Below are 15,031 nucleotides of genomic sequence, written 5' to 3' on the forward strand. Positions count from 1 at the left end.
TTTAGGTGTTTCCATGGCCAGCGAACAAACAACGCTGACGGTCGATGGACCGCACGGTGAACGTGACATCCGCATCTCCAGCCCCAGCCGGGTAATGTGGCCCGAGCTCGGCATCACCAAACTGGACCTGGCTCGCTATATCGCGGAAGTGGGGGAGGCGTTCATCCGCGCCAACGGCGACCGCCCGGTGTCCCTGCAACGGTTCTCCGACGGGATCGACGGCGAGCAGTTCTTCTCCAAGAATCCGCCCAAGGGTGCGCCCGACTTTGTGCGCTCGGTGATGGTGGTCTACCCGAGCGCCCGCTCGCACCCGCAGTTGGTGCTCGATGAGCCTGCCGCCGCCGTCTGGGCGGTCCAGATGAACACCGTGGTGTTCCACCCGTGGCCTTCCCGGGCGGAGGACTCGGACAACCCCGACCAACTGCGCATAGATCTCGACCCGCAGCCGGGAACGTCCTTCGACGATGCCATCCCGGTGGCCATCGAGCTGAGGTCGGTGCTGGCCGAGGCCGGGCTTGAGGCATTTATCAAGACGTCTGGAAACCGCGGGCTGCATATGTTCGCCCCGATTGAACCCACGCACGAATTCCTGGACGTGCGCCACGCCGTTATAGCGGCCGCTCGCGAAATTGAGCGGCGGATGCCGAAACAAGTGACGACCTCCTGGTGGAAGGAGGAACGCGGGGAGCGGATCTTCGTGGACTTCAACCAGGCCAACCGCGACCGCACCATGGCGGGGGCCTACAGCCCCCGCGCCTTGCCGCATGCCTCGGTCTCCTGCCCGATCGAATGGGATGAACTGGAGACTGCGGATCCGAAGAACTTCACCATTGCCACCGTGCCGGACAGGCTGAAGTCCACTGGCGACCCCTGGGCGAAGATGCACGAAAACCCGGGCAAAATCGACGTCCTGCTGCAATGGTGGGAGCGTGACCTCGCGGCGGGCCTGGGCGAGATGCCGTTCCCGCCGGACTACCCGAAGATGCCGGGCGAGCCGCCGCGGGTCCAGCCCAGCAGGGCCCGTAAGAAGGACTGACCGCGACAACGCCCCGGTGGTCGACCAAGCGAGCGTCCCGGTGGTCGACCAGGCGAGCGTCCCGGTGGTCGTCCAAGCGAGCGCCAGCGAGCGCGTGGAGAACCGCGTGGAGACCCGCGGCCGTCGGCACAGCCCTTTACCCGAACCGCATCACTCGAACCGCGACGGGTCGCCGGCGCCGTGGCGGACTACCTCGGCGGTGCCGCTGGAGAAGTCCACGACGGTGGACGGTTCGGAACCGCAGTCGCCGGCGTCCACCACCGCATCCACCACGTGGTCCAGCCGCTCCTTGATCTCCCACCCCTGGGTCATCGGTTCGTCCTCGTCCGGCAGCAGCAAGGTACTGGAGAGCAGCGGTTCGCCCAGCTCGGTCAGGATCGCCTGGACGACGTTGTTGGCGGGAATGCGGACACCGACCGTCTTCTTCTTCGGATGCAGCAACCGGCGCGGGACTTCCTTGGTGGCCGGCAGGATGAACGTGTAGCTGCCCGGCGTGGCTGCCTTGATGCTGCGGAACACTCTGTTGTCGATGTGCACGAACTGTCCCAGCTGGGCAAAGTCCCTGCAGACGAGGGTGAAGTGGTGTTTGCCGTCGAGTTGGCGGATGGTCCGGATCCGGTCCAGGGCGTCCCTGTTGCCCAACTGCGCGCCGAACGCATAACAGGAGTCGGTCGGGTACACGATCAACGCGTCGGACCGGACAAGGTCGACGATCTGGCCGATCGACCGCGGCTGCGGATTCTGCGGGTGGACGTCGAAGTATCTGGCCATGCCCTGAGCTTACGGCCCGGGCCGCAGGTTGAGCCATGTGCGGGCCCGGACATTTGGCCGGTTCAGTGGCTGGCGCAGCGTGAGCCACCCGAAGTCAGGAAGGGGCCGACTGGTCCATCCACCACTCCGTGAAGCTGGTTGCCCGGCCTTCGCCGTTCAGGCGGATCACCCACAGATTGCTATACGTCGGCCCATCCCGGTACATCGTCGTTCCCTCCACCACCGAAACGCCGTCCGCCACCGCGACCTGGTGCCACTCAAACGTGGCCGCGCCGGGTTCATCCTTGCGCGCCAACCATTCCCGGACAATGGTGTCCCTGCCACGCCACGGTGCCGTCCACGGGTCGGGCCGGTACTCGGCGTCCTCGGTGAACAAGGCTCCGATCTGGACCGGGTCGTTGGTCTCCCACGCCTGCCGGTAGGCCGTGATCCACGCCGCAGTTTTCGCGTCCATCCCACCGTTGTACTGCGGCTCTCCGGGGTGGGCAAGCCCGTAGTTCCGGGGAGCGTGGGCCAGTGCTCCCCGTCGAAGGCGCCAGCCTTTCTCTCCGGGGTGCTTGCGGCGGGTCCGCCGTGGTTTGCGTGGGCCCGGCAGGGCTCTACAATCGGAAGGCGGTTTGCCGAACGTTGCTTTCACAACCCAAGCCCGGTGAACTCAGGATGAATTCTTCCAACAAGATTGGGTAACTAGGTGGATCTCACCTTCATAGTCGCGCTCGTCGTCGTGCTGGCGCTGTTTTTCGATTTCACTAACGGCTTCCACGACACAGCGAACGCAATGGCGACGCCGATTGCCACCGGGGCGATCAAACCCAAGACCGCCGTGGCACTGGCCGCCGTGTTGAACCTGGTGGGAGCCTTCCTTTCCACGGAAGTGGCCAAGACCGTTTCCGGCGGACTCATCCGCGAGGGCGAGGGCGGCATTCAAATCACGCCGCTGATGATCTTTGCCGGATTGATCGGGGCGATCGTGTGGAACATGATCACGTGGTTGCTGGGCCTGCCGTCCAGCTCCTCGCATGCCCTGTTCGGCGGGCTGATTGGTGCTGCCATTGTCGGCGCCGGCTTCCAAGCGGTGGATTACGGCGTGGTGGTGTCCAAGGTGCTGCTGCCGGCCATCCTGGCGCCGGTGATTGCCGGAACGGTGGCGTATCTGGCCACCAAGCTGGCCTACTGGATCACCAAACGTGACGAGAGCGCGTCCAGCCCCAAACGCGGCGGTTTCCGCTATGGCCAGATCTTCTCGTCCTCGCTGGTAGCCCTGGCGCACGGAACCAACGACGCACAGAAAACCATGGGCGTCATCACCCTGGTGCTGATCGCGGGCGGTTTCCAGGCGGCAGGCACCGGCCCGGAGTTCTGGGTCATCCTCTCCTGTGCCCTGGCCATCGCCATCGGCACCTACTCCGGCGGCTGGCGGATCATCCGCACCATGGGGTCCGGCCTGACAGAGGTCAAACCCGCCCAGGGTTTCTCCGCCGAGTCCTCCACGGCGTCGGCCATCCTGGCCTCGTCCCATCTGGGATTCGCGCTGTCCACCACCCAGGTAGCCTCCGGTTCGGTGATTGGCTCCGGACTGGGCCGCAAAGGGGCGAAGGTCCGTTGGGACACTGCCGGGCGTATCGGCATCGGTTGGCTGCTGACCCTGCCGGCGGCCGGTGCCATTGGCGCCCTCGCTGCGCTTATCGCGCACTTGGGAATGGTGGGCGTAGTGATCGACGCCGTTGCCGGGGCAGCGGTCATCGGGCTGATGTACATCGTCTCAAAGCGCAACCAAGTTGGTCATGACAACGCCATCAGCGACGTTGACCAGGCCGGCGAAATCGTCAAGATCAAGCGCAAGAAGAAGCGTAAAGCCACCGCCAAGAAGCGCTCTCAGCAACAGTCCGCGCTGTCTGCGGCCGGCCCGGAGTCGGCCGCTGCAGAAACCGACCGGGTAGGGGCAAAGAAGAACCACGAGGGCACCAACAAAGGGGCAGCACGATGAACATCGACTGGGTGGCATTCCTGATCGTCGCCGTGGCGACCCTCGTATCGGCACTGTTCGTCGTCGGTTCCTACGGCCTCGGGGTCCGCCTGCTGGCCGTGGCTTCCGATGCGCCTGAAACCCGCCGCCCGGCGTACCGCGGTCTGGCCTATCTGAGCTTCGCGGCTGCAGCTGTCGCTGTGGGCTACGGCATCTACCTGATCGTGCCTGCCTTTCACTAGTCCGCCCCGCTGGCTAGCATGGGCCCATGGCCCGGACTATCTACTACGTCGGCAGCTCGATGGACGGGTATATTGCCGACCGCAGGAACAAGCTTGACTGGCTGATGCAGTTCAACGACGCAACCGGCGTGCAGGACAGCATCGAGACTTTCCTGCAGCGGGTCGGGGCCATTGTCATGGGGTCCGAGACGTACAAATTCCTGCTGGCAGAGGGGTCGGAGGCTTGGGTCTACGGCTCAACACCCACGTGGGTTTTCACGCACCATGAACTGCCCGGCATTCCGGGGGCGGACATCACCTTTGTGCGCGGCGCCGTCGACATCTTCCACCAGAGCATCTGCGCCGACGCCGGGGACAGGGATGTGTGGCTGATGGGCGGCGGCCAGCTCGCGGCGCAGTACGTCTCCGCCGGGCTCTTGGATGAACTGATCCTCACCTTGGTTCCGGTCGCGCTGGGCGGCGGACAGCCGTTATTGCCCGTCTTAAGCACGACGGCGCCGGCTCGGCTTCGTGCCAGCCGCGCCATGGGCGACCTGGTCGAGATGCACTACGACCTCACGCCGGCCAGCAGCTGAGCTGCGCCGCGGAGCCACTTCCCCGGCGCACTCCCTGTCGTGCTACGTCAGCGGTTATCGCGGATCAAATTGGTGATCCGAGCCGTGGAGAGGCGCCGTCCGTCGTCGTCGGTCATCACCACTTCATGCACGGTGAGGGATCGGCCCAGCTGGACCGCCGTCGCCGTTCCGGTCACCAGCCCGGAGGAGACAGACCGGTGATGGCTGGCGCCTACCTCGATCCCGACCGCGTGGCGGCCGGGTCCCGCGTGCAGCGCCGCGGCAAAGGATCCCAGCGTTTCGGCCAGCACAACGTGCGCGCCGCCGTGCAGGATGCCCGCCACCTGGGTATTCCCCTCCACCGGCATGCTGGCGACGATGCGCTGCGGGGTCATTTCGCTGAAAACAATGCCCATCTTGACCACCAGCGAGCCGACACCGGTATGGATGAGCCACCGGTGCAGGTGTTCCGGAACGCCGGCATCGACGAGTTCAGCGATCGTCGCCGCGGCGGACGCCTGCACGTGTTCGGGCACACCGCCGTCGGGTGTGAATTTGTCGCTCATGGGAACTAGGCTGGCAGGTGTGAGTGAAACTAACAAACCGGATGCAGCGACAGCCACTTTGGACGCCGACGGGGCTCCGCTGGCCGACGCGACGGCCGATTCTTCCGGCCCCCACCGCCTGCTGCTGATCGATGGCCATTCCATGGCGTTCCGCGCTTTCTATGCCCTGCCGGTGGAGAACTTCTCCACCGATACCGGCCAGCACACGAATGCGGTCTACGGTTTCACTTCCATGCTGATCAAGATGATCGAGCAGCGCGAACCCACTCATGTTGCGGTGGCCTTCGACCTGGACACCCCCACGTTCCGCACCCAGGAGTACGCCGAGTACAAGGGCGGCCGGAACAAGACGCCGGAAGAATTCCACGGCCAGGTGGACCTGATCGTCAAGGTAATGGAGGCGATGCAGATCCCTACCGTCACGCTCGACGGTTACGAAGCCGATGACATTATCGCCACGCTGAGCACCCAGGCTGAAGTAGCCGGCTGGGACGTCATGGTGGTGTCCGGCGACCGCGACGCTTTCCAGCTGATCACGGACAAGGTCACCGTGCTCTACCCGAAGAAGGGCATCAGCGACATCCCGCCGATGGACAGCGCCGCGGTGGAGGCCAAGTACTTCGTCCGGCCGGAGCGGTATTCCGACCTGGCGGCGCTGGTCGGCGAAACGGCCGACAACCTGCCGGGCGTGCCGGGCGTGGGCCCAAAAACCGCTGCCAAGTGGATTAATTTGTACGGCGGAGTGGACGGCATCCTGGAGAACCTGGATTCCATCGGCGGCAAGGTCGGTGAGTCCCTGCGCGCCAATATCGACTCGGTCAGGCGCAACCGGCGGCTGAACCACTTGCTGCGGGATCTGGAACTGCCAGTGGAGCTGGAGAATATGGTCCTCCAGCACCCGGACCGCGCCGCCATCGAGGAACTCTTCGATGCGCTGCAGTTCAACACCCTGCGCAAGCGGCTCTTCGACCTCTTCGGCGAGGAAGACGCCGTGCGCCAGACGGAGGTCAACGCTCCGGCGCACCACGTGGTTGCCGACGCGGCTGCGCTCAAAGAGTGGCTGGCGGAGAGCAACCAATTGAACGTCGCGCTGCAATTGGTGACGGAAGCCGCGGAAGGCGGGGACGACGCCGTCGGGCTGGCTCTGGTGCGGCACTTGCACGCGGCTTATGTGCCGCTGGCCTCGCTGGACGCCGAGGCCGAGCAGCTGTTGGCGCATTGGCTGTCCGACCTGGACGCGCCGAAGATCGTCCACGACTTCAAATACGCCTACAAGGTTCTTTCGCGGCGAGGATTCGAGTTGCTGGGCGTGGTGGACGACACCGCCATTTCCGCCTACCTGATCCAGCCCGACCGCCGCAGCTACGAGCTGGCTGATCTGGCCCAGTACCACTTGAAGATGTCGGTGACGGCGCCGGAGACGGCCGCGGGCGGCCAGCTGGAGCTTGGCCTGACCGAGGATGACCAGGCCGGTCCGGCCGTGGTCCAGGCCTTCGCCGCGCTGCAGCTGAGCGAGCATTTCGCCGGGCAACTGGTGGAACGCGGCGCCAACCAGCTGATGGGCGGCCTTGACCTGCCGCTGTCGCTGGTGCTGGCGCGGATGGAACTGGCGGGCATTGCGATGGATGCCGGCGCGCTGGACCGGCTGATGGATGACTTCACGGTCACTATCGACGCCGCCAGCTCGGCAGCCTTCGGCATCATCGGCAAGGAAATCAACCTGGGCTCGCCCAAGCAGCTGCAAGCCGTGCTGTTCGAGGACCTGGGTTTGCCGAAGACCAAGAAGATCAAGACCGGCTATTCGACCGACGCCGATGCCCTCAACGATCTGTTCGCCAAGACCGGCAATGAGTTCCTGGTGCAATTGCTGGCCTACCGCGATGCCACGAAGCTGCGGCAGACGGTGGAAGGCCTCCGCAAGACGGTGGCGGACGACGGGCGGATCCACACCACCTATGCCCAGACCGTTGCCGCCACCGGCCGGCTCTCCTCGATCAATCCGAACCTGCAGAACATTCCGGTCCGTTCGGAAGCCGGCCGGCGCATCCGGGAAGCGTTCATCGTCGGCGAGGGCTACGAGACGCTGCTGACCGCGGATTACTCACAGATCGAAATGCGGATCATGGCGCACTTGTCCGGCGACGAAGGCCTGATCCAGGCGTTCCGGGCCGGCGAGGACCTGCACCGGTTTGTCGGCGCGCACATTTTCGGGGTGGCGCCGGAGGATGTGACCAGCGAGATGCGGGCCAAGGTCAAGGCCATGTCCTACGGCCTGGTCTACGGTCTGAGTTCGTTCGGTTTGTCCAAGCAGCTGAACATCTCCGTGGACGAGGCGCGGACGCTGATGAAGGACTACTTTGCCCGGTTCGGCGCCGTCCGCGACTACCTGCGCGGCGTGGTGGACCAGGCCAGGGTCGACGGGTTCACCTCCACGATCGAAGGCCGGCGCCGGTACCTGCCGGATCTGGCCAGCGACAACCGCCAGCTGCGCGAAATGGCTGAGCGGGCGGCCCTCAACGCACCGATCCAAGGCTCCGCCGCGGACATCATCAAGAAGGCGATGCTCGGCGTCGCCCAAGAACTCGAAAGCCAGGGGCTGAAGTCCCGGATGCTGCTGCAGGTCCACGATGAACTGGTCCTGGAAGTGGCACCGGGGGAGCGCGAGCAGGTGGAGCAGTTGGTCCGGGCCCAGATGGGCGGTGCGGCAGACTTGTCCGTGCCGCTGGATGTCTCGGTGGGCGTGGGCGCCAACTGGCAGGAAGCCGGCCACTAGGAGCCCCGACCGGTAAGGCGCCGGTCTAAAGCGGTAGGAAGCCGGCCACTAGCGTCCCGGCCGGTAACGCGCTGGCCGGTTGGCGCCGGTCTAAACCGGTAGCTCGACAACGCGCCCGGCGCAAGCGCCTTTGTTGACAATCGGGTGGCGGAAAGGCGCAGCGACACGCCGACGCTCGCTGCAACTTTTCTCCACTCGATGGCCGGTGGATCGCATCCGCTTCCGCTATCCGACCAGGGCGGCAACGCCCCAGCAGGGCAACCAGCAGAAGCCAGACAACTGGACCGGTTCAGGAGCGTCGAATGATCCGGCGCCCGCCCAGTCTCGCACCTGCGGCTTGTGCAACGCGTCGGCGTCCAGGGCGCGCTGTGCTCTGGCGGACCGGCGGAGGTGCAGCTAGGCTCAAACACCGTGGCCACTCACACACAGGACACCCGTCAGGACCTGCGCATCGACCGGTTTGCCGCCGGGCTGGATGGCGAAGCTCCGGATGCCAGGACCCTCGGTTGGTTTGAAGCTGTCGGCTTCGGGTTTTACGACAAAAAGCCGGATCCGTCCGACGTCGCCGCCTACGCCAAGGCCTATGGCGCGGACCGGCGGATCCTCTGGGGCGCCTACGACGATGCGCCACGCCCCGGCGTCTGGGACCGTCAGATACCGGTCGCCACCTATGCCAGCATGGTCAACACGCTCAATGTGGGCGGCGGGCGGCTGATGGACACGCACCTCATTACCGCAGTGACCGTCAGGGCAACGCACCGACGCCGCGGTCTGCTGCGCCGGATGATCACTGAGGACCTGAAGCAGGCGGCCGGCCAAGGGCTGGCGATGGCGGCGCTGACGGCTTCCGAGGCCACCATCTACGGCCGGTTCGGTTTCGGTGCCGCAACGTTCACCCGCGAAGTGGAGATCGACGTCAGGGAGCGGTTCGGACTGCGTGCCCCGGCGACCGGAACGATGGAACTGGCCGACCCTGCCTCGCTGCAGGAGCTCGCGCCTCAGCTGTTCAACCGGTTCCATACCCGGGTCCCGGGCTCCATCGGGCGCCAAGCCAGCTACGCCCTGCGCGTCTCGGGGCGCTGGGGCCAGGACGGCGCGTCGGAGGACAAGGCGCTTCGCACGGCTGTCCATTACGACGGCGATGGCCGCCCGGATGGCTATGTCAGCTATCGCTTCGCTGGCTGGGACACCAAGCCTTACACCGTGAAAGTGATGGATCTGGTCGCCGCCGAACCGGATGCCTACCTGGAGTTGTGGCGATACCTCGGATCACTCGATCTGGTGGAGCGCATCCAGTTCCCACTGTGCCCGGAGCAGGATCCGTTGGCCTGGGGCCTGACGGACAGCCGCGGCTACGAGGTGAAGTCGGTGGAAGACGTGTTGTGGCTGCGGGTCCTGGACCCGGTGGCGGTCCTGCAAACCCGGCCGTACCTTCATGACGGCACCTGCACGCTGCGGATCAGCGACCCGTTGGACATCTGCGGCGGCGTTTACCGGCTCACCGTGGCAGCCGGCCGCGGAACAGTGAAGAAGCTGGCCGCGGACGCCGATGCCGACGCCGTCGTACCGGTGGATTCGCTCGGCTCCCTCTTCCTCGGCGGGGTCCGCGCCCGGACGCTGGCCGCGGCCGGGCATTTCTCCGGCGCCTCCGCTGAGACGGTTTCCCGGCTGGACCGCCTGTTCGCCACGGACACCGCACCCTGCTGCATCACGCATTTCTGACCGGGCGGCACGGCGGCGGGCGGAACGGCTGCGGCGGCCAAGCGCAGGTTCCGGCGCCGGCCGCGCGCTCCACGGGACCGGCACGCTTTGCCGGAATTGGGGTAACCGGCTAGACTTATTGGGCGCGTAATGCGTATGGAGAGCCCCTTCCCATGGAGGGCAGGCTCCATGAGCTTCACCAAAATACATCAGTCCGTTTCCGTAAACGGCAATGCATCCCCCGGGCAGCAGCGATTGAGTGCTGGTGCGTGCCGGGAGGCAGGGCAGTTACGGAACTTTCGAAATCTATCCACATCGGAGCCCCTACTACATGACCATCACCTCCACCGAGAAGCCCGGTACCCCGCAGGTCGCGATCAACGACATCGGTACCGCTGAAGACTTCCTCGCAGCCGTCGACGCGACCATCAAGTACTTCAACGATGGCGATCTGGTCGAAGGCACTGTCGTCAAGGTTGACCGCGACGAAGTTCTGCTCGACATCGGTTACAAGACCGAAGGTGTCATCCCCTCCCGCGAGCTTTCCATCAAGCACGACGTCGACCCGGGCGAAGTTGTCGCCGTCGGTGACGAGGTCGAAGCCCTGGTGCTGACCAAGGAAGACAAGGAAGGCCGCCTCATCCTGTCCAAGAAGCGTGCTCAGTACGAGCGCGCCTGGGGCGACATCGAGAAGGTCAAGGAAGAGGACGGCGTTGTTACCGGCACCGTCATCGAGGTTGTCAAGGGCGGCCTGATCCTCGACATCGGCCTGCGCGGCTTCCTGCCCGCCTCCCTGGTTGAAATGCGCCGCGTGCGCGACCTGGCTCCGTACATCGGCCAGCAGATCGAAGCGAAAATCATCGAGCTGGACAAGAACCGCAACAACGTTGTGCTGTCCCGCCGTGCATGGCTCGAGCAGACCCAGTCCGAGGTCCGCTCCACCTTCCTCAACAAGCTGGAGAAGGGCCAGGTCCGTCCGGGCGTCGTCTCCTCGATCGTCAACTTCGGTGCCTTCGTGGACCTGGGCGGCGTCGACGGCCTGGTGCACGTCTCCGAGCTGTCCTGGAAGCACATCGACCACCCGTCCGAGGTCGTCGAGGTTGGCCAGGAAGTCACCGTCGAGGTGCTCGAGGTGGACCTGGACCGCGAGCGTGTGTCCCTGTCCCTGAAGGCTACCCAGGAAGATCCGTGGCAGACCTTCGCCCGCACCCATGCTCTGGGCCAGATCGTCCCGGGCAAGGTCACCAAGCTGGTACCGTTCGGTGCGTTCGTCCGCGTCGAAGACGGCATCGAGGGCCTGGTCCACATCTCCGAGCTGGCCGTGCGCCACGTGGAGCTGGCCGAGCAGGTTGTCTCCGTCAACGACGAGGTGTTCGTCAAGGTCATCGACATCGACCTGGAGCGCCGCCGCATCTCGCTGTCGCTGAAGCAGGCCAACGAGGGCGTGGACCCCGAGGGCACCGAGTTCGACCCGGCACTGTACGGCATGGCTGCCGAGTACGACGAGCAGGGCAACTACAAGTACCCGGAGGGCTTCGACCCGGAGACCAACGAATGGCTCGAAGGCTACGAAGCGCAGCGCGCCGCATGGGAGCAGCAGTACGCTGACGCCCAGGCTCGCTGGGAAGCCCACAAGAAGCAGGTTGCTGCTTCGCTGGCCGAGGAAGCCCAGGCTCCGGGCGAGTCCGAGGCCGCACCGACCAGCTACTCCTCCGACGCTCCGGCGGCTCCGGCCTCCAGCGGCGGCACCCTGGCTTCCGACGAAGCCCTGGCTGCACTGCGTGAGAAGCTGACCGGCCAGTAACAAATGCGTCAACGGCGCGGCATCCTCCGCCGCCGCGTGACTCACGGAAACCCCCGTACCTTTCAGGTGCGGGGGTTTCCGTGTTGTTGGACCCGGCTTGGCCACGTCGACACCACAGACAAAGCGATGAGGGCCACCCTTGTCCGGTCGGCCGTTGCCGCCGGCAACTAGTCCTTCCCACACGGATCCGCGGGGCATAGCATGTGCCCAACAGCGCCCAGAACGCATCCTTGGGGGAATCCGACATGCCACGTGCAGTATTCGTTCCGCAGCGTTCCCGAGACCAACCCCGTCGCCGTGCCCGGCTGTGGACCGTTGCGGTGTGCGCGGCCCTGGTCGGCGGTCTTTCCGCCTGTACGGAGGAACCTCGGGCCCCTGTAGTCGTGGAGACGCCGCCGGATCCGTCGGTGGTGCGCGAGGTGGTGCAACCCAGTGCGCTGAGGCGGCATCTGGAGGCGTTGCAGGCGGCGGCGGATGCGAACGGCGGGAACCGGGCCGACGCCACCGGGGGCTACGAGGCGTCCGCGGAATACGTTGAGGAGCAGCTGCGCGCGGCGGGATACGAGCCGCGGCCGCAGGAGTTCAGCTATGGCCGGCGCGACCCGGTGGACGCCTTCAACATCCTGGCCGACACCAACACCGGCGGCGGCTCCGGGAACGTGCTGGTGCTGGGCGCGCACCTGGACTCGGTCGAGGAAGGGCCCGGACTCAACGACAACGGCAGCGGCGTCGCGGCGGTGCTCGAGGTGGCGTTGCGGCTCGCGGAGCAAGGCGCGGTACCGCGGGACCGGATCCGGTTCGCGTTCTGGGGCGGCGAGGAGGACGGAATGCACGGCTCGGAACACTACGTCGAGGAACTCTCCGGCCCGGAGGCCGCGGCGCACGTGGCGTACCTGAACGTGGACGTGGTGGGCTCCCCGAACGGAGTGGTGTTCGTCTACGACGGCGACGGCTCGGACGGCGAGGGAGAGGCGGGGCCGGAGGGGTCGGGCGCCGTCGAACAGGTCTTCGTGGACATCCTGCGCGGCGAGGGGGTCGAGCCGCTGCCGTTCGGATTCATCGAGGATTCGGACTATGACGCATTTGTGCGCGGCGGGATTCCGGCCGGAGGGCTGTTCACCGGCGACGCGGGGACCAAGAGCGAGGCCGAAGCGCTCACCTTCGGCGGGCAGGCCGGCAGGCAGTACGACGAGTGCTACCACGAGGCCTGCGACACCATCGACAACGTCGACATGACCGTGCTGGAACAGATGACCGAAACGCTCATCAGCGCGACCGTCTCGCTCGGCGGCATCGAAGACGGCCTCGCCACTGGCACGGCAACCGAAGGCGCCGGCTGAGCCGGTTACGGACTCAGGCTTTCACGAGAGCCGGCGCCTCATGGGCGGCGCTGTTGCGCGATTCGAGGTAGCGCTCGATGCTGACGGGGCAGTTGCCAAGGCCGCTGCCCTGCCCCCGGCGGCGGAAATTGATGACCTGGCCGGTTCTCCCGCAGCCACAGGTGCCGGTTTCCACGTCGCCCACGTCGTCGGTGAGGAGGAAACCGGGGTAGCTGGTGTTGAGGGCGTCCAGTATGGCGATGGTGCCCGTCTCCCCCGAGGGGAGCTCCTTGCCGATCTGGCCGGGGTCGCGGATGGAAATGTAGCACCAGGGCGGAACGTGTTTGCGATGCAGGTGGCATTCGACGGCGAGCATGTTCGACTCGATCATGCCGTACATGTCGCGCACGTTCGCCGGACGGACGCCGAGCAGGTCGTGGCATCGGTCCCGGAAAGCTTCCTCAGGGATAGCCTCGGCCGTGTGCCGCTTCCAGCCCCCGAGCGTGATGATCATGCTGTACGGGTCCAAGCGCACATTGACTTTCTCCTGTTCAAGGAAGCGGAGGAGCCGGTTGATCAGGAACGGCGGGCCGACGATGTGCCGGGTCATGTGACCCTTCCACCGGCGCAGGTGCTCCATGGCCTCCCTGGCGTCGAACGCCTGATCGTCAACGAGGTAGGCGTGGTGGTCGAAGACGCTGTTCAGGATGTTGAAGTCCTTGAGCAGGCCCATCTCCGAGGCTTCGGAGTCCGTAGGGTTCAAGAACAGGCCCGCGCCGCCGGACAAGTTGAAGAACTCCCGATAGGTCCCGATGAGGCCAACCAGCGCACGCGTCATTGTCTCGCTGTTGCGGCGGGCGACGGACTGGATACCGTGGGTTCCGCTGGAGCGGGTCTCGGTCTCGACGTCGGCCAACGAGCAGGTAAGCAGCACCTGCGCGTCGGGACGTTTGAACATGCTGACCGGCAACAGGGGCAGGTCCTGCAGGTCGCCGATGTCGTTGATCGCAGCGGGATCGACTCCCAGCGCGTCGCACTGGGCACGATAGAAGCCGTTTCTGGCCTGATGGTAGATCGCGGCGTCCCGCAGGACGTCCGTGACCGATTGTGCCCAGTCCTCGGGGGACTGGACGTGTGCTTGGGACACATTCCCCAGCATCTGCGCTAACGAGAGCATTGTGTCACTTCCTCGGTGGGTGCGATTCGATAAACGTGGTGGGCCGCCGGGTCAGCCGTACCTACGCAGTTCGGAAAAGAAGTCTTCGACCACTCGGAGCTGCCCGCTGCCGGCAAGTTCGTCGTAGACATACTTGCCCACCGCCAGGTCCAGCACGCCCAATCCGAACGGAGAGAACACCACTGGGCGGTCGTCCGGCAGCGAGACTTTTCCATCCATGACGTCGGCCAGGGTCCCGTCCACGAAATCCCGGTTGCCGACTGCCTGCTCCGCGAGGTGGGCCGACGTCCCGGCCTTGAGGCAATGGTCCACGTCGTCGAGGATGTTGGTCGACGCCAGCAGGATCTCCGGCGCCAGATCACGCAGGGATACGTGAAGCACCAGCGGATTGTGCGCGAACCACGTGGTGTCGTGCACGTGCGGCTCCCCGGCCACAGTGGCGAACACGACAAGGTCGCTGTTTCTGATCAGCTGTTCGGGGCCCTCATGCACGGTCACCCGGGCCTGGGCGCCGCTGCGTTCAAGATACCCTTTGAAACCCTCCGCGCTTTCGCCCAAGAGGTCGAACACCCCGATCTCGTCGAAGGACCAGTCGGTCGCGTTCAGGAAGGTGTGGATGTACCGGGCGATGAGGCCGACGCCGAAGAAGCCGATGCGGCGGGGGCGCCCGCGTTCCCGGCTGAGCCAGTCCGCAGCGGCGGCAGCCGAAGCAGCCGTCCTGGAGGCGCTGATGATGGAGCTTTCCATGCATGCGAACGGGTATCCCGTTGCCCGATCGTTCAGGATGAGTACCGCCGAGGCACGTGGAATCCCCGATGCCACGTTGTCCGGGAAGCTGGAAACCCACTTGATGCCGTCAACCTCCACCTGACCGCCAACGGACGCGGGCAGGGCGATGATGCGGGAGGTGGGTCGGTCGGCGAAGCGCAGGAAGTAGGAGGGCGGGTTTACCGAGTCACCGGCAGCATGCACCCGATAGGTTTGCTCGACCAGCTCGACGACCTGTTTCTCCCGGCCCTGCAGCACCTGTTGCACCTGGGCGCCGGCAATGACCGCGAATGACGGCACGGTCTTCGGCTCTGCGGCCGCTGCGGCTGGGGGAGTAGCGATTTCTGTCATCGT

Annotated in this window: 13 protein-coding genes; 8 read left to right on the forward strand and 5 right to left on the reverse strand. The window is 65.6% G+C overall.

Annotation, left to right across the window (positions count from 1 at the left end):
* Positions 1-13: 13 nt before the first annotated feature.
* Positions 14-1,036: a non-homologous end-joining DNA ligase gene (gene ligD / locus ACMX2H_RS09165; RefSeq protein WP_414960190.1), complete on the forward strand. Its 1,023-nt coding sequence runs from the start codon at positions 14-16 to the stop codon at positions 1,034-1,036.
* Positions 1,037-1,186: 150 nt separating this feature from the next.
* On the opposite strand, the gene ACMX2H_RS09170 is transcribed toward ligD, so the two are convergent.
* Complete coding sequence (locus tag ACMX2H_RS09170) at positions 1,187-1,807, reverse strand: L-threonylcarbamoyladenylate synthase (RefSeq protein WP_414960191.1); 621 nt, start codon at positions 1,805-1,807, stop codon at positions 1,187-1,189.
* A gap of 94 nt (positions 1,808-1,901) precedes the next feature.
* Entirely contained in the window at positions 1,902-2,261 is a 360-nt protein-coding gene (locus ACMX2H_RS09175; RefSeq protein ID WP_414960192.1) for a nuclear transport factor 2 family protein, read from the reverse strand.
* 237 nt (positions 2,262-2,498) lie between these two features.
* Here ACMX2H_RS09175 and ACMX2H_RS09180 point away from each other — a divergent pair, with 237 nt between their 5' ends.
* Genes ACMX2H_RS09180 through ACMX2H_RS09190 form a run of 3 tightly spaced genes read left to right on the forward strand, consistent with a single transcriptional unit; the run spans position 2,499 to position 4,590 of the window.
* On the forward strand, positions 2,499-3,794 hold the full coding sequence (locus ACMX2H_RS09180) for an inorganic phosphate transporter (RefSeq protein ID WP_414960193.1): 1,296 nt from the start codon (positions 2,499-2,501) through the stop codon (positions 3,792-3,794).
* The gene (locus tag ACMX2H_RS09185) at positions 3,791-4,015 is read left to right on the forward strand and encodes a hypothetical protein (protein ID WP_414960194.1); all 225 of its coding nucleotides are present in this window, start codon (positions 3,791-3,793) and stop codon (positions 4,013-4,015) included. The genes ACMX2H_RS09180 and ACMX2H_RS09185 overlap by 4 nt, the downstream gene beginning before the upstream one ends.
* Positions 4,016-4,041: 26 nt before the next feature.
* Positions 4,042-4,590 (forward strand): dihydrofolate reductase family protein, encoded by a 549-nt coding sequence (locus ACMX2H_RS09190; RefSeq protein WP_414960195.1) that lies wholly within the window; start codon positions 4,042-4,044, stop codon positions 4,588-4,590.
* A 47-nt stretch (positions 4,591-4,637) separates the two neighbouring features.
* On the opposite strand, the gene ACMX2H_RS09195 is transcribed toward ACMX2H_RS09190, so the two are convergent.
* On the reverse strand, positions 4,638-5,135 hold the full coding sequence (locus ACMX2H_RS09195; protein WP_414960196.1) for a hotdog fold thioesterase: 498 nt from the start codon (positions 5,133-5,135) through the stop codon (positions 4,638-4,640).
* On the opposite strand from ACMX2H_RS09195, the gene polA reads away from it, so the two are divergent.
* From polA to ACMX2H_RS09215, 4 genes are all read left to right on the forward strand, one after another.
* A complete protein-coding gene (gene polA, locus ACMX2H_RS09200; protein WP_414960197.1) occupies positions 5,134-7,908 on the forward strand; it encodes a DNA polymerase I in 2,775 nt (924 codons plus the stop codon). The genes ACMX2H_RS09195 and polA overlap by 2 nt on opposite strands.
* A 411-nt stretch (positions 7,909-8,319) precedes the next feature.
* Positions 8,320-9,630, forward strand: coding sequence for a GNAT family N-acetyltransferase (locus ACMX2H_RS09205; protein WP_414960198.1), 1,311 nt, complete (start codon positions 8,320-8,322; stop codon positions 9,628-9,630).
* 310 nt (positions 9,631-9,940) lie between these two features.
* Positions 9,941-11,413 (forward strand): 30S ribosomal protein S1, encoded by a 1,473-nt coding sequence (gene rpsA / locus ACMX2H_RS09210; protein ID WP_136785223.1) that lies wholly within the window; start codon positions 9,941-9,943, stop codon positions 11,411-11,413.
* Positions 11,414-11,658: 245 nt separating this feature from the next.
* A complete protein-coding gene (locus tag ACMX2H_RS09215; protein WP_414960199.1) occupies positions 11,659-12,753 on the forward strand; it encodes a M20/M25/M40 family metallo-hydrolase in 1,095 nt (364 codons plus the stop codon).
* A gap of 13 nt (positions 12,754-12,766) precedes the next feature.
* On the opposite strand, the gene ACMX2H_RS09220 is transcribed toward ACMX2H_RS09215, so the two are convergent.
* Positions 12,767-13,909: a LuxE/PaaK family acyltransferase gene (locus ACMX2H_RS09220; protein WP_414960200.1), complete on the reverse strand. Its 1,143-nt coding sequence runs from the start codon at positions 13,907-13,909 to the stop codon at positions 12,767-12,769.
* A 51-nt stretch (positions 13,910-13,960) separates the two neighbouring features.
* Positions 13,961-15,028, reverse strand: coding sequence for a 2,3-diaminopropionate biosynthesis protein SbnB (gene sbnB / locus ACMX2H_RS09225; protein WP_414960201.1), 1,068 nt, complete (start codon positions 15,026-15,028; stop codon positions 13,961-13,963).
* Positions 15,029-15,031: the final 3 nt, after the last annotated feature.

Source organism: Arthrobacter sulfonylureivorans, from assembly GCF_047607445.1.
GTDB lineage: Bacteria > Actinomycetota > Actinomycetes > Actinomycetales > Micrococcaceae > Crystallibacter > Crystallibacter sulfonylureivorans_A.

Excerpts from the sequence above, each read along its gene's own strand:
- ligD (WP_414960190.1), top strand. The coding sequence starts at position 14 with ATGGCCAGCGAACAAACAACGCTGACGGTCGATGGACCGCACGGTGAA.
- ACMX2H_RS09170 (WP_414960191.1), bottom strand. The coding sequence starts at position 1,807 with ATGGCCAGATACTTCGACGTCCACCCGCAGAATCCGCAGCCGCGGTCG.
- ACMX2H_RS09175 (WP_414960192.1), bottom strand. The coding sequence starts at position 2,261 with ATGGACGCGAAAACTGCGGCGTGGATCACGGCCTACCGGCAGGCGTGG.
- ACMX2H_RS09185 (WP_414960194.1), top strand. The coding sequence starts at position 3,791 with ATGAACATCGACTGGGTGGCATTCCTGATCGTCGCCGTGGCGACCCTC.
- ACMX2H_RS09190 (WP_414960195.1), top strand. The coding sequence starts at position 4,042 with ATGGCCCGGACTATCTACTACGTCGGCAGCTCGATGGACGGGTATATT.
- polA (WP_414960197.1), top strand. The coding sequence starts at position 5,134 with ATGGGAACTAGGCTGGCAGGTGTGAGTGAAACTAACAAACCGGATGCA.
- ACMX2H_RS09195 (WP_414960196.1), bottom strand. The coding sequence starts at position 5,135 with ATGAGCGACAAATTCACACCCGACGGCGGTGTGCCCGAACACGTGCAG.
- rpsA (WP_136785223.1), top strand. The coding sequence starts at position 9,941 with ATGACCATCACCTCCACCGAGAAGCCCGGTACCCCGCAGGTCGCGATC.
- ACMX2H_RS09215 (WP_414960199.1), top strand. The coding sequence starts at position 11,659 with ATGCCACGTGCAGTATTCGTTCCGCAGCGTTCCCGAGACCAACCCCGT.
- ACMX2H_RS09220 (WP_414960200.1), bottom strand. The coding sequence starts at position 13,909 with ATGCTCTCGTTAGCGCAGATGCTGGGGAATGTGTCCCAAGCACACGTC.
- sbnB (WP_414960201.1), bottom strand. The coding sequence starts at position 15,028 with ATGACAGAAATCGCTACTCCCCCAGCCGCAGCGGCCGCAGAGCCGAAG.